The sequence below is a fragment of the Vibrio sp. 99K-1 genome, from assembly GCF_013114585.1.
In the GTDB taxonomy this organism is placed as follows: Bacteria; Pseudomonadota; Gammaproteobacteria; order Enterobacterales; family Vibrionaceae; genus Vibrio; species Vibrio chagasii_B.
Window position 1 is genome coordinate 1 of record NZ_VTXF01000022.1, and the last position, 13,827, is coordinate 13,827.

Annotated in this window: 12 protein-coding genes; 8 read left to right on the forward strand and 4 right to left on the reverse strand. The window is 43.8% G+C overall.

The annotated features are described in order from the left end of the window. The 3 genes from F0228_RS17220 to F0228_RS17230 form a co-directional block, all read left to right on the forward strand. The coding region (locus tag F0228_RS17220; RefSeq protein WP_171762528.1) for an IS3 family transposase at positions 1 to 780 on the forward strand (780 nt) is incomplete at its 5' end. Between the two features lie 154 nt (positions 781 to 934). Continuing rightward, on the forward strand, positions 935 to 1,525 hold the full coding sequence (locus tag F0228_RS17225) for a hypothetical protein (RefSeq protein ID WP_171762529.1): 591 nt from the start codon (positions 935 to 937) through the stop codon (positions 1,523 to 1,525). 1,309 nt (positions 1,526 to 2,834) lie between these two features. Next, a complete protein-coding gene (locus F0228_RS17230; protein WP_004738663.1) occupies positions 2,835 to 3,311 on the forward strand; it encodes an RDD family protein in 477 nt (158 codons plus the stop codon). A 60-nt stretch (positions 3,312 to 3,371) separates the two neighbouring features. Here the strand turns inward: F0228_RS17230 and lptG are convergent, their stop codons facing one another. Together lptG and lptF are read right to left on the reverse strand one after the other, a co-directional pair. Beyond that, the gene (gene lptG / locus F0228_RS17235) at positions 3,372 to 4,442 is read right to left on the reverse strand and encodes an LPS export ABC transporter permease LptG (RefSeq protein ID WP_061033892.1); all 1,071 of its coding nucleotides are present in this window, start codon (positions 4,440 to 4,442) and stop codon (positions 3,372 to 3,374) included. 3 nt (positions 4,443 to 4,445) lie between these two features. After that, positions 4,446 to 5,546 (reverse strand): LPS export ABC transporter permease LptF, encoded by a 1,101-nt coding sequence (gene lptF / locus F0228_RS17240; protein WP_032498526.1) that lies wholly within the window; start codon positions 5,544 to 5,546, stop codon positions 4,446 to 4,448. Between the two features lie 192 nt (positions 5,547 to 5,738). On the opposite strand from lptF, the gene pepA reads away from it, so the two are divergent. The 5 genes from pepA to F0228_RS17265 all read left to right on the forward strand — a co-directional run bounded on the left by pepA (position 5,739) and on the right by F0228_RS17265 (position 12,401). Beyond that, positions 5,739 to 7,259 carry a leucyl aminopeptidase gene (gene pepA / locus F0228_RS17245; RefSeq protein WP_004738667.1) on the forward strand — a complete coding sequence of 507 codons (1,521 nt, stop codon included), beginning with the start codon at positions 5,739 to 5,741 and terminating at the stop codon, positions 7,257 to 7,259. Between the two features lie 99 nt (positions 7,260 to 7,358). Next, complete coding sequence (locus tag F0228_RS17250; protein ID WP_171731152.1) at positions 7,359 to 7,808, forward strand: DNA polymerase III subunit chi; 450 nt, start codon at positions 7,359 to 7,361, stop codon at positions 7,806 to 7,808. 102 nt (positions 7,809 to 7,910) lie between these two features. Next, entirely contained in the window at positions 7,911 to 10,784 is a 2,874-nt protein-coding gene (locus tag F0228_RS17255) for a valine--tRNA ligase (protein ID WP_171762530.1), read from the forward strand. A 225-nt stretch (positions 10,785 to 11,009) separates the two neighbouring features. After that, on the forward strand, positions 11,010 to 11,414 hold the full coding sequence (locus F0228_RS17260) for a DUF2061 domain-containing protein (RefSeq protein WP_171762531.1): 405 nt from the start codon (positions 11,010 to 11,012) through the stop codon (positions 11,412 to 11,414). A gap of 81 nt (positions 11,415 to 11,495) precedes the next feature. Next, a complete protein-coding gene (locus F0228_RS17265; RefSeq protein WP_171762532.1) occupies positions 11,496 to 12,401 on the forward strand; it encodes a bifunctional helix-turn-helix transcriptional regulator/GNAT family N-acetyltransferase in 906 nt (301 codons plus the stop codon). A gap of 24 nt (positions 12,402 to 12,425) precedes the next feature. Here F0228_RS17265 and F0228_RS17270 read toward each other — a convergent pair whose 3' ends face one another. Then, on the reverse strand, positions 12,426 to 13,220 hold the full coding sequence (locus tag F0228_RS17270) for a hypothetical protein (protein WP_171762533.1): 795 nt from the start codon (positions 13,218 to 13,220) through the stop codon (positions 12,426 to 12,428). A 125-nt stretch (positions 13,221 to 13,345) separates the two neighbouring features. Continuing rightward, positions 13,346 to 13,762 (reverse strand): ribonuclease E inhibitor RraB, encoded by a 417-nt coding sequence (rraB, locus tag F0228_RS17275; RefSeq protein WP_017633027.1) that lies wholly within the window; start codon positions 13,760 to 13,762, stop codon positions 13,346 to 13,348. Between the last annotated feature and the right edge of the window lie 65 nt (positions 13,763 to 13,827).

Consider the following 13,827-nt stretch of genomic DNA (forward strand, 5'->3'; position numbering starts at 1 on the left):
TCGGGTTACTACGCATGGCTTGATAGAGAACCAAGCCGCTACGATCAAGAAGAGCAGGCTTTGAAGAAGCGTATAATTAAAGTGTTTACCCAGAGTCGAGAGACCTACGGTAGCCCACGAGTTCATGCAGAACTGAGGCGCCAAGGAGTTTTGGTTAGCCGAAAGCGTGTGGCTCGGATCATGAGAGAGCAAGGGCTAAGAGCACGAAGTTATCGCATTTACATGAAAATGGCCAAGCTACATCGGTTCTATCAATCGATTAAGAATATTAAAAAAGACACACCAAAACCAACGGCAGTTAATCAACAGTGGTCTGGAGACCTAACGTATATCAGGCAAGGCAAACGTTGGATGTATCTAGCGGTCGTTATTGATCTTTACTCGCGTAAAGTCGTCGGTTGGTCGCTTGGTAGTAAGAAGAGTACACAACTAACGATGAGTTCGCTGAGAATGGCCATTAGAAATCGAAAGCCACAAGAGCGCCTGTTATTTCATACTGACAGAGGCTCTGAATATCGAGCCCATGAAGTTCAAGCTTTACTATCAAAAAATGGAATTGTCCCAAGCATGAATCGCCCAGGTCATTGTACTGATAATGCAGAGGTGGAGTCGTTCTTCCATACGCTCAAAGGCGACATGATTAGGAAAAATAGCTTTAAAAGTGAGAAGCAGCTTAGAGATAAACTTGTCGGTTATATCCAGCATTTTTATAACCGTTATAGACTGCACTCAAGTCTTGGATATCGAAGCCCGCATGAATATGAAGTCATGACGGGTTAATGAAGATAGGGTGTCCATTTTATCGGGTGAAGATCATTCGCAACACGTGGCGCTTTTACTATGCGTCGCGTAAAGTGTTTACGATGGAATGCAGAGGCTTATGTATGGTGTTGCTCACTACTTAAGCGGGCGTTAAATTACAAGAGGTATGAATTTGAGTTGGGATGATGTTTTTAAAATCATTACAGCAGGTATAACTGCTGTTGGTGGTGCCTCAGTTATAATCTTTGCCTGTAGTTCTTTTCTAGCAAAAACGTGGGCTAACCGAATATTAGAAAAAGAAAAGTCTGGTTATGCTCATGATTTGGAACGCTATCGAAATGAGCTAAATAGGTTATCTTATGAGCATCAAATCAAGTTTGCCAAACTACATGAAAAGAGAGCTGAAGTTATTTCGGAAACTTATATGCTATTGCGTGATGCATTTAATTCAGTAGCAGACTTAGCCTTTCAATCCGAGGATAGTTTAGATAATAATTTGCAGGCAGCAAAAAATGCACTTAGAGCTGTCAATGACTTCTTTCCTAAAAGAAGAATATTCATAAAGTTTTCAACTGCAGTTAAAATTAGTCGATTCTGTACTGAAGTTGAACGAACTATAGGTGAGCTAGAGTCCCACAGTTATAATCACAATTTTTCCTCAAAATTCAAGCGTATTCATGGTGATTTATCAGAAACACTAAGTGAGCTTGAAGTTGATTTTAGAGAGCTACTCGGTGAGAAAGTAGACTCGTCAGATTTGTAATTTAACAAACGTTTAATGCTTCAAGATCCTTATCCCAATCTATATCGAGTGCGTTAAAACTTAAACACTAACGCGTTTCTGTCCAGAAACGTGCTAAACCACTTGAAGGCATTACCATCCGGTACAATTTAAGTTAGGCAGCTCTCCAACTAACATGGGACTCCTCAGCTTTCCTTTATGTTTTCAAGTTGCACAGGAGTGGGAGTTATTAGATAGAGACTTGTGGCTAGTTTTGTCCTCATAACTGGTTCATTCAAAAAACCAACGTTCTTAATTAGCTATTTTTTGGTTGTAAAGCGGTATGAAAGCATCTAAAACCGAAGCTAAGATCACTTAATAGGGTTTGAGGGCTATTTTTGATAGCTAACATACCTAATTGAATAATGAATACATATCCTTAGATGTTAAACGTCATTGAATGACGAAAGTTAGATTTTGTACTAACCTATTGTGAATGAATAATAAATTATGTTTTGTTAGAGGAGGCAAACCTACAGAATGGAATTGGATGATGATCAGGTAATGTATCTCTTTGAACAATATTTAAAATGTACTCCAGCGCAAAAACAGATCTTATCTGAAGAGATTTTCAAAGTATTCTTGGAGAAATCTCGAACTAATGATGATCAGCACCCACAATACTGGAAACCTCCTAGCTAGTTGAACATAAGTTACATTGTATAAGTAGTCGAGTTACCTTAACTGCACTTCACCTATCAGGGAACTATTCTCAACTGTCCTTTTACCATACGACAGTAGCGTGACAGTACCTTTTCGGTTTTGCTGTCTTGAGCATCTAACCATCAAGCTTTGAAGATATTCCAAATTGGAAACGCAGTAACGCTTTTCGGTTTACTGCTTTAACCGCAGTGGCCAGTAAAGCTTAGGTTCAGGTTTTGTTGCTCTATGTTGAAGTTGGACAGGAAGTTGTCAGTAGAAGAAAAATAAAAGAAATTAAGAAGGGTTATTTTGAAGTGTGATGGAGGTTGTATTTTCACATATTCTGAATATAGAAAAGCCCCGATAAAAATCGAGGCTTTTCATAAAAATTCTTTATAAATCAGTAACTTAGGAATTTTTGAATCCGTCGTGTATACCAATTTCACCATACCGGCATTATCGTGGGCATTGCCCTGTCGATGTTTGGCATTATACGTAAGCAAGCTGATGTGGCAAGCATAAAAACTTGAATTCACGTGTGTTTGCCGATAATTTCGCCACTAAGTCATAAGCTGTGCGTCATGTCTCTTTTCACGCTCTGCCTTAAACTATATTCTGACGCCTAAATTTTAGAAGAAGTAATAACACCATGACATCTACCAACACACTGCCACCAGCTGGAATGATGCGCCGATTCGGTGCTTTGTTCTATGACGCTCTTATCGTGATCGCTATTGAAATGATGGCAGCTGGCGTCATTATCGCTTTACTGCATGCGCTTATGGCTCTTGGCATTTTTGACCACAGTGGTTATGCCGATGTCAGTGACTTCCTAACCAACCACCCTATCTGGAGCCCGGTTTACACATTTTATCTAGTAGCGGTTTGGGTTTACTTCTTTGTGTTCTTCTGGACTCGAGCGGGTCAAACTCTGGGAATGAGAGCGTGGAAACTCCGCGTTCAGAACAAAGATGGTTCTGCGATTACTGTCACTCAAGCTCTTATTCGCTTAGGAACCTCTGGTTTTGGTTTAGCCAACCTATGCGTTCCCTTAGATCCTCAAAAGCGTGGCTTTCACGATATCTGGGCGAAGACCGAAGTGGTTGTGTTACCTCAAGCGCGATAGTGCTTCTAAACAGCTTCAATCAAGATAAAAAAAGGAAGGCGTTATGCCTTCCTTTTTTATTTATAGTTTCCGCCTCAAGAGCATCACGGCTATTCCGAGGAATACGACACTTGGGGCTAACGCACCAAAGGCCGGCGGTATCTGATACACCAAACTCACAGGGCCAAAGAACTCACTTGATATATAGAAGGTAAAGCCTGCGATAACACCAGATAGGATCCTTGCCCCCATGGTCACACTACGCAGTGGACCAAAGATAAATGACAGCGCCATCAACATCATCACCGCGATAGAGATTGGCTGGGTTATCTTTCTCCACAACGCCAACTCGTAACGCGCAGCATCTTGTTCTGAAGCTTTCAGATAAGATACGTAATCATACAAACCACTCAATGACAGCTCTTCTGGTTTCACTGTCACGATCGCAAGCTTGTCTGGTGCAAGTGATGTTTTCCAAGTGTATGTTGGCAAATTCTCTTTCGTTATCTGCAGTTCATTTTCAAAAGAAGTAACAACAACATCTTTCATCGTCCAAACGTTGTCTCCAACGTAATCCACTTCTTTAGAATAGATAGCGGTTTTCAGAGCCTTATTTTCATCAAAGCGCCACATGTTCATGCCATATAGCTTGTCATCGTCGATTTTGACAATAAAGATGAAATCATTGGCATCACGAGCCCAAACACCGCTTTGCGTGGAGATGATATTCCCCCCTGCAATCGATATGGTTCTTAAGTCACGAGCCATCTTTTGCGCTTGAGGCGCGCCCCATTGCCCTAATAGCGTCACCACTATCATTAATGGAATCGCTGTCTTAAGTACCGAGAAACCGATATCAAGTTTAGAGAAACCCGCCGCCTGCATTACTACCAACTCAGAGCTCGCCGCAAGCATACCCAATCCGATCAATGCACCAAGTAAAGCTGCCATTGGGAAAAACATTTCGATATCACGTGGGATACTTAACAAAACAAAGTACAGAGCTTGAAGCAGATCGTAGGTACCACGACCAACTTTTCTCAGCTGCTCTACATACTTGATGATCCCTGAAAGGCCAACAAACGTCACCAGTACAAGTGACGTGGTTGCGATGATTGTTCTGCCTATATATAAATCGAGAATCTTAAACACGGCTTAAGCCAACCTCTTATTCTTGAATTTTTCTTTCAAACGCCTTACTGGCACGCTATCCATAAAGTTTGCACCAATCGCGACAATTAACAACAATGCATTGATTGGCCACATGCCGACTACTGCAGGGATACTGCCCTCTTCTATTGCTGATTTGGTTGCACTGATTGCCAAGAAGTAGGTCAGATAAATCAAAATCGCAGGACCAATCTTAGCGAAACGTCCCTGCCTTGGGTTTACCGCCGAGAGTGGCACAACAAGCATGGTCAACAACGGAATACAGAGTACCAATGAAATACGCCATTGCAATTCAGCTTTTGCGCTATTGTTTGGGTTACCAACAAGGTCAAGTGTCGGAATCGCTTCCCAGTCACGACCTTTCTTCTCAACTTCTCGCTGACCAATCAAGCCTTCATACTCTTCGAAGTGTGTCACCATATAGTCAAGACGAGTTGGAACACCTTCATGACGAGTACCATCGTACATCACGATGACTTGGCGGCCATCGCTGAGCTCTTTTACATCGCCCGACTTCGAGTACATTACACTTGGAAGCACAGAATCACGCGGACGCATTTGAGCAACGAACACGTTTTCTAGCTTATTCCCATCAATATCATCGATGAACACCACAGACGAACCATCTGGCGTTCCTTCAAATTTACCCTTTGGTAGCAAATCAACACTGTTCTCTGCTGCCACTTCCTCATACATCTGTTCAACCTTGTCTTGCGACCAAGGAGATAACCAGAATGAGTTAAAAGCGGCAACCGACGCAGTAATCAAAGCTAAGTAGAGTGCCGATTGAATCAGGAATTTGTTACCTATACCGGTCGCGTTCATGACCACTATTTCACTTTCAGCGTAAAGACGACCAAAAGTGAGCAAAATACCAATATAGATACTGAGCGGAAGCATCAATAAGCCCATCGCTGGCATATTTAGACTAACGATCGACAAGATTAGACTCGCAGGGATAGCACCATCAGAGGCGTCCGCTAACACACTGATGAATTTTTGGCTGAGAAACACGAGAAAGAGAACAAAAAAGATCGCAAATTGGCTCTTGATTGTCTCGCGGATCAAATATCTAACAATAATCACGCTCAAATTACCTATACAAAACTTGTTTTTTTGATTGAATCACTATAATTTCCCGTTGAACCTTTTATTTTTTTAAATTTTTAGCTAAGTGTTAGCGTTCTTCTTTAAGGTTAGTTCCATTATAGGATCCAACAAGTAAGAACCCATTATCTAACATTTAGTTCGATTTGTCTTCAGGATGTAGGAGTACGCATGGAGTTCAGTGTAAAAAGTGGCAGCCCAGAGAAACAACGCAGCGCATGTATCGTTGTCGGTGTATTCGAACCGCGCCGCCTTTCTCCAGTAGCCGAGCAATTAGATAAGATTAGCGATGGCTATATTAGTTCACTGCTTCGTCGCGGTGATCTAGAGGGTAAACCTGGCCAGATGCTACTACTGCATCAAGTACCTGGTGTACTTTCAGAACGTGTTCTACTTGTAGGCTGTGGTAAAGAGCGTGAGCTAGGCGAGCGTCAATACAAAGAAATTATTCAGAAAACCATCAGCACACTAAACGAAACAGGTTCTATGGAAGCCGTATGTTTCCTAACAGAACTGCACGTTAAAGGCCGCGACACTTACTGGAAAGTTCGTCAAGCGGTAGAAGCGACTAAAGATGGTCTTTACACATTTGACCAATTCAAGAGCAACAAGCCAGAGACTCGTCGCCCACTACGTAAATTGGTATTCAACGTACCAACACGTCGTGAACTGAGCCTAGGTGAAAAAGCGATTGCTCACGGTCTTGCTATTGCTTCAGGTGTAAAAGCATCTAAAGACCTTGGCAACATGCCACCAAACATCGCTAACCCAGCTTACCTTGCCTCTCAAGCTCGTCGCCTAGCTGACGACTTCGAAACCGTAACGACTAAGATCATCGGTGAAGAAGAGATGGAAAAACTGGGCATGACCTCTTACCTAGCGGTGGGTCGTGGTTCAAAGAACGAATCTATGATGTCTATCATGGAGTACAAAGGCGCACCAGATTCTGATGCAAAACCGATTGTACTTGTTGGTAAAGGCCTAACGTTCGATTCAGGCGGTATCTCACTTAAGCCAGGTGAAGGTATGGATGAGATGAAGTACGACATGTGTGGTGCTGCGTCTGTATTCGGTACAATGAAAGCGCTAGCTAAATTGAACCTGCCTATCAATGTTGTCGGTATTCTTGCTGGTTGTGAAAACATGCCAGGTAGCAACGCTTACCGCCCAGGTGACATCCTAACGACGATGTCAGGCCAAACAGTTGAAGTCCTAAACACTGATGCTGAAGGTCGCTTGGTTCTTTGTGATGCGCTAACTTACGTTGAGCGTTTTGAACCAGATTGCGTGGTTGACGTTGCAACACTAACTGGCGCGTGTGTTATTGCTCTGGGTCACCACATCAGTGGCGTTCTATCGAACCACAATCCTCTGTCTCACGAGCTAGTCAACGCTTCTGAGCAAGCAAGTGACCGTGCATGGCGTCTACCAATGGCAGACGAGTACCATGAGCAGCTAAACAGCCCATTTGCTGATATGGCAAACATCGGCGGCCGCCCAGGCGGTACTATCACTGCAGGTTGTTTCTTGTCTAAGTTCACTAAGAAATACCACTGGGCTCACCTAGATATCGCAGGTACAGCTTGGAAATCTGGCGCAGCAAAAGGCTCGACAGGTCGTCCTGTCTCAATGCTAGTCCAATTCTTATTGAACCGCAGCGGCCAAGAGACTGAAGAGCAATCTTCAAAATAATAAGAAGGGCCTACGGGCCCTTTTTTAATAAGCGCTATTTGTGAGAGTCTATTGACCAAGTAAGATAAATAGCCACGATTTACAGTTCGAGTATTAAGTATGCAGACCGCTACGTTTTACATAGTGTCATCAGACAGCCCGCAAGCGAGTGAAGAAGGTTTCGCTAACTATGTGCTGTTTCTTGCTCAGCACTTTGCAAAACAAGGCGCTAAACTTTATCTCAACTGTAATGACAAAACCCATGCCGAGCGTATCGCAGAAGTTTTCTGGCAAGTCGATCCCAGTGAATTTATTGCGCATAACTTGGTTGGCGAAGGCCCGAAGTATTCAACCAATATTGAGATTGGTTACCAAGGTGTAAAGCATAATTGGAATCGTCAGCTAGTAATTAATCTGGCCGATAATCATACAACCTTTGCGAACGCCTTTGCTCAGGTGATAGACTTCGTCCCTTGCGAAGAAAAAGCTAAGCAACTCGCTCGAGAAAGGTATAAAATTTACCGTCAGGCTGGATATCAGCTACAGACTATCGAGATTCAACATCCATAGTCAAACCTCATAGATAAAGCTATCTTTGAATTTAGATTCAAGAAGCTTCACTTATGAAGTTTGACCACGATTAACCATTCACAGTATCCGTTTAAGAGCACTATGGAAAAGACATACAACCCAACATCAATCGAACAAGCTCTGTATCAGACTTGGGAAGAGAAAGGCTACTTTAAGCCACACGGTGACACATCAAAAGAAGCTTACAGCATCATGATCCCGCCACCGAACGTCACTGGTAGCCTACACATGGGTCACGCGTTCCAAGACACTATCATGGATACTCTAATCCGTGCTGAGCGTATGAAAGGCAAGAACACGCTTTGGCAAGTAGGTACTGACCACGCTGGTATCGCAACTCAAATGGTTGTTGAGCGTAAGATCGCGGCAGAAGAAGGCAAAACTAAGCACGATTACGGCCGTGATGCTTTCATCGACAAGATCTGGGAATGGAAAAACGAATCTGGTGGCACAATCACTAAGCAACTTCGTCGTCTAGGCGCATCGGTAGACTGGGACCGTGAGCGTTTCACTATGGATGATGGCCTATCTAACGCTGTTCAAGAAGTGTTTGTTCGCCTATACGAAGATGACCTAATCTACCGTGGTAAGCGTCTAGTAAACTGGGATCCAAAACTGCACACAGCAATTTCTGATCTTGAAGTTGAAAACAAAGACAAAAAAGGCCACATGTGGCACTTCCGCTACCCGCTAGCAAACGGCGTAAAGACAGCTGAAGGCAAAGACTACATTGTTGTTGCGACAACTCGTCCAGAAACAATGCTTGGCGATACTGGTGTTGCTGTAAACCCAGAAGATCCACGTTACAAAGATCTTATCGGTAAAGAAATCCTACTTCCTATCGTAAACCGCCTTATCCCTATCGTAGGCGATGAGCACGCAGATATGGAAAAAGGCACAGGTTGTGTGAAGATCACCCCTGCTCACGACTTTAACGATTACGAAGTTGGTAAGCGTAACAACCTACCAATGATCAACATCCTAACTTTCAACGCAGACATCCGTGATGCGGCTGAAGTATTCACTACTAATGGTGAAGCTAGCGATGTTTACTCTACAGAACTGCCTGCTAAGTACCACGGCATGGAGCGTTTTGCTGCTCGTAAAGCGATCGTTGCTGAATTCGAAGAACTTGGTCTTCTTGACGAGATCAAAGATCACGACCTAACGGTTCCTTACGGCGACCGTGGTGGCGTGGTTATCGAACCAATGCTAACTGACCAATGGTACGTACGTGCTGCACCTCTTGCTGAACCTGCTGTTAAAGCGGTTGAAGATGGTGATATCCAGTTCGTTCCTAAGCAGTACGAAAACATGTACTTCTCTTGGATGCGTGACATTCAAGACTGGTGTATCTCTCGTCAGCTTTGGTGGGGTCACCGTATCCCAGCATGGTACGACAACGACGGCAACGTATACGTAGGCCGTACTGAAGAAGAAGTACGTGCAAACAACAACCTTGCACCAGTAGTTGTTCTTCGCCAAGACGACGACGTACTAGATACATGGTTCTCTTCTGCACTATGGACATTCGGTACTCAAGGCTGGCCAGAGCAAACTGAAGACCTGAAGACATTCCACCCTTCAGACGTTCTAGTAACTGGCTTCGACATCATCTTCTTCTGGGTTGCGCGTATGATCATGATGACCATGCACTTCAACAAAGACGAAAATGGTAAAGCACAAGTACCATTCAAGACAGTTTACGTAACGGGTCTAATCCGTGACGAAAACGGCGACAAGATGTCTAAGTCTAAGGGTAACGTACTTGACCCTATCGACATGATCGATGGTATCGACCTTGAGTCTCTAGTAGAGAAGCGTTGTGGCAACATGATGCAGCCTCAGCTAGCGAAGAAGATCGAGAAGAACACGCGTAAGACTTTCGAGAACGGTATCGAACCATACGGTACTGATGCACTGCGTTTCACTCTTGCTGCTATGGCTTCAACTGGCCGTGACATCAACTGGGACATGAAGCGTCTTGAAGGTTACCGTAACTTCTGTAACAAGCTATGGAACGCAAGCCGTTACGTACTGATGAATACAGAAGAGCACGATTGTGGCATGTCACTATCAGCTGAAGACCGTGCAAACATGGAATTCTCTCTAGCGGATAAGTGGATTGAATCTCAGTTTGAACTAGCAGCGAAAGAGTTTAATGCTCACCTAGACAACTACCGTCTAGACATGGCAGCAAACACGCTTTACGAATTCATCTGGAACCAATTCTGTGACTGGTACCTAGAGCTAACTAAACCGGTTCTATGGAAAGGCACTGAAGCTCAGCAACAAGCAACTCGCTACATGCTGATCACTGTTTTAGAGAAAACACTGCGTCTTGCTCACCCAGTACTTCCTTACATCACTGAATCTATCTGGCAGAGCGTTAAGCCGCTAGTAGATGGTGTTGAAGGCGACACTATCATGACTCAAGCGCTTCCTCAGTTTAACGAAGAGAACTTCAACGCTGAGATCGTAGAAGATATCGAATGGGTTAAGACTTTCATCACTGCTATCCGTAACCTACGTGCGGAATACGACATTGCACCTAGCAAAGGCCTAGAAGTAATGATCAAAGTTGCTAGTGAGAAAGACGCTGCGCGTATCGAAGCAAACAAGGTTGTTCTGAACTCTCTTGCTAAGCTAGATAGCCTAACTGTTCTTGCTCAAGATGCTGAGACTCCAGCATGTGCGACTAAGCTAGTGGGTCAATCTGAGCTGATGATCCCAATGGCCGGTCTGATCGACAAGGACGCAGAACTTGCTCGCCTTGATAAAGAAGTGCAGAAAACTCACGGCGAAATCAAGCGTATCGAAGGCAAGCTAGGTAACGAAGGTTTCGTTGCTAAAGCACCAGAAGCGGTTATCGCGAAAGAGCGTGAGAAGCTCGAAGGCTACCAAGAGACTCTTGTTAAGCTTGAAGAGCAAAAAGCGACCATCGCTGCACTTTAAAACTGAATGAACGAGGAGGTTTCGACCCTCTCGCTCTAGATAAAAAGGTTGGCCTTAATGGTCAGCCTTTTTTTATACCCCAAGCTCCAGTCCAGTTCGATCAGACTCACTCAAGTTAATTGATAGCTTTTGCCTATCAAAACAATCTTAACTACCCATTAGATTTAATGATAATGATTCTCAATAATGGACCTATCGAAACAACACAACGACTGAGTAATTATCATGAAAAAGACACTAACCTTTGCTGCATTACATTTTACTATCGCATTCAGTGTCGCTTACGTACTAACAGGCGACATCTTAATTGGTAGCTTAATCGCTATGATTGAGCCTTCTGTGAATACGGTTGCCTTCTATTTTCATGAAAAGGCGTGGGCTCAAGTTCCAGCGCTTAAAACTCGTCAGTGGATGACAAAGTTAAAAACAGCAAGTTTTGCGACCATTCACTTTAGTGTTGCCTTTACCGTCGTCTACTTGTTGACTGGTGATGCCTTCATCGGCGGCGTGATGGCTTTGCTTGAGCCAACTTTAAATACAGTTGCTTACTACTTCCACGAGAAAGTGTGGCTACGAAAAGCAGAAAGCCAAACAACCCAACCTCAGTTCTGTTTGCACCAACATGCTTAATTAAGAGAATTTACCATTGACAAAGTTGCATACCGCAATTAATTTAATTGCGGTGCGCAACTTTATTTAAAGGTAAAAATTATGGATGCTCGAAAACTAAGACAATACTCCCGCCAAGCCGTGCGCTTACTGGGTATGCTTGATAAACAATGTGGCGAGGTTACGCTCACTCCTGTCCAAGCTCATGCATTAGGAGAGATCCAACTCCAACCTTTAACCATCAATCAATTAGCACAACAGCTCAATGTCGATAAATCTAATGCCAGTCGAACGGTGGCTGGCCTCAGCAAACTTGAGTTGGTAGAGACTATCGAAAATCCAAAAGACAAACGCAGCCAATTGGTGACACTGACGTCTCTTGGGCAAAACATGTTGAGTCAATTAGACGTGCAACAAAACACCTTTTTCGAAGACATGCTGCTGACTCTCAATGAGGATGAGCAAGAACAGCTGAAAGTTGGACTGGAAACTTACTTAAAAGGGTTAGCGAAGGTCTGCCAAGCTGAGGAGTTCATACTTCGCCCACTCACTCAATCAGATAACCCGCAGTTAGCCGAAGTGATTCGCAAGGTTTCAGCGGAGCATGGACTAACCGAAGATAAAGGCTATGGCGTGGCTGATCCTACCCTTGATGACATGTACTCTGTCTATAACAAAGAGAACGCAATGTATTGGGTGATCGAATATCAAGGTGAAGTAGTAGGTGGTGGTGGTTTTGCACCATTAGCAGGCCGAGCAGATGTGTGTGAGCTACAGAAAATGTACTTCCTACCACAAACCCGAGGGCAAGGTTTGGCAAAGCGCATCGTAGCTCAAAGCCTAACACTGGCTAAGCAACTTGGTTACCAGCACATGTACTTGGAAACAACGGAATGCTTGGGTGCTGCAGTAAAACTCTATGAAAAACTGGAGTTTGAACACCTTGATTCAGCTTGGGGAGAAACAGGCCATGATGCTTGTGAAGTTGTCATGGCCAAAGCGTTATAAGTATCAGACGCTAGTTGCTAGCTTTTAACGTAAAAAGTTACTCACGCAAGATGCTGGATTTAAGGCAACAAAAGAGCTCTCTTTTTGCCCATCGAGTTCAACTTCTAACTGGTATAAGTGCTTAGGGTTAGGCTTCTCAAGGTTAAATACCATAGGAGCCTCCACTTGAAACACAACGCCGGTATGCTCAGCTCGCACGTCTATTGGCATCACGAGTGTCATGCCATTGAACTTAATTGATGCAGATACCAAACCTGCTTTTAACGTCTGATAAATCACATCCACTTTAAACTCACAGCCACCACCGTGGTGCCAGATCTGCTCTGTGACGACTTGTTCTAGTTTGACGTTTCGAACGAACTGCAGGTACGGCGCTTGCCAAATCCCGATGCGTGAATCAGATTTAGTGATAGCCTGTGAAGATAAAGACTCATCCATATCTTCCTCGAGTAACAGGCTCTCCTCTTCTTCAAGGAACAGGATCTCAAAACGGTTTCGACCAGACTGCATATAAGGGCGGATATCTTTGCGATATTCAGCTTGGCTACCATCGCAATCAAACACGGCGACGCCATTAAGTCGCACTTCAGCAAAGTAATCGACACCCGCTACGACCAACTCAACGAATGGACACGCCAACATAGCATCATCAACTTCGATGTCATGCATCAGGTGCCACTCTTGCTCTGCGATTTCATCTTCACTTAAGCTATCAGGGAGCTTTGAGCTTAATGCAGCAGGAAAGGTAATGTCATCTTGTGGGATAGAGAGATCCGTCAGTGGCGAAATTTGCCAAAGACCATCGAGAAGTAACCGCATATCATTCCTTGAGCCAGATCAATTTTGACCGCATTATAATGAATGAATGCATTTAAAGACATTTATTTTTCTGAGGATAAAAAAATGCCAGCTCTAGGCTGGCATTCTTTCAAGCTGGGAAGAAATTACTCTTCGCCTTCATCATCTTCGTCAGGGTAGATAGCATCTTCACCTTCGTAGTAAGTGCCCCAGCCGTCGTAGATAATGTCGAATTTCTCTGCAAGGTTCACAAGCTTCTCAACTTGCGCATCGATCGCTTCAGCATCTAGAGCGGACTGCATGGTTGCATCACAGCAAAGTAGCTTGTTGCCATCTTCGTCTTCTGTCTCTTCAGCTTCAAGCACTTCAAAGCCCATTTTGAATGCTTCAACAACGGCTTTCTCAAGCACTTCGAAATCTTCAGCAAATAGGTGATGCTCGATATCGTATAGAGCTTCAGGATCGCTACCATCTTCAATTAGTGCTGCAATGATGTCGCGAGTCTCTTCCTTTTGAAATTCAATTAATTCCGCTACTGATAGATATTCATCTTCGTGAGACATGTGTCTGCTCCAGAGTGTTGACTATGAAAAGATCAAATTTGATTGCCACGAAATATGGCACGGAT

Coding starts and splice junctions, on each gene's coding strand:
- F0228_RS17230 (WP_004738663.1), top strand. CDS start 2,835: ATGACATCTACCAACACACTGCCACCAGCTGGAATGATGCGCCGATTC.
- pepA (WP_004738667.1), top strand. CDS start 5,739: ATGGAGTTCAGTGTAAAAAGTGGCAGCCCAGAGAAACAACGCAGCGCA.
- F0228_RS17250 (WP_171731152.1), top strand. CDS start 7,359: ATGCAGACCGCTACGTTTTACATAGTGTCATCAGACAGCCCGCAAGCG.
- F0228_RS17255 (WP_171762530.1), top strand. CDS start 7,911: ATGGAAAAGACATACAACCCAACATCAATCGAACAAGCTCTGTATCAG.
- F0228_RS17260 (WP_171762531.1), top strand. CDS start 11,010: ATGAAAAAGACACTAACCTTTGCTGCATTACATTTTACTATCGCATTC.
- F0228_RS17265 (WP_171762532.1), top strand. CDS start 11,496: ATGGATGCTCGAAAACTAAGACAATACTCCCGCCAAGCCGTGCGCTTA.
- F0228_RS17270 (WP_171762533.1), bottom strand. CDS start 13,220: ATGCGGTTACTTCTCGATGGTCTTTGGCAAATTTCGCCACTGACGGAT.
- rraB (WP_017633027.1), bottom strand. CDS start 13,762: ATGTCTCACGAAGATGAATATCTATCAGTAGCGGAATTAATTGAATTT.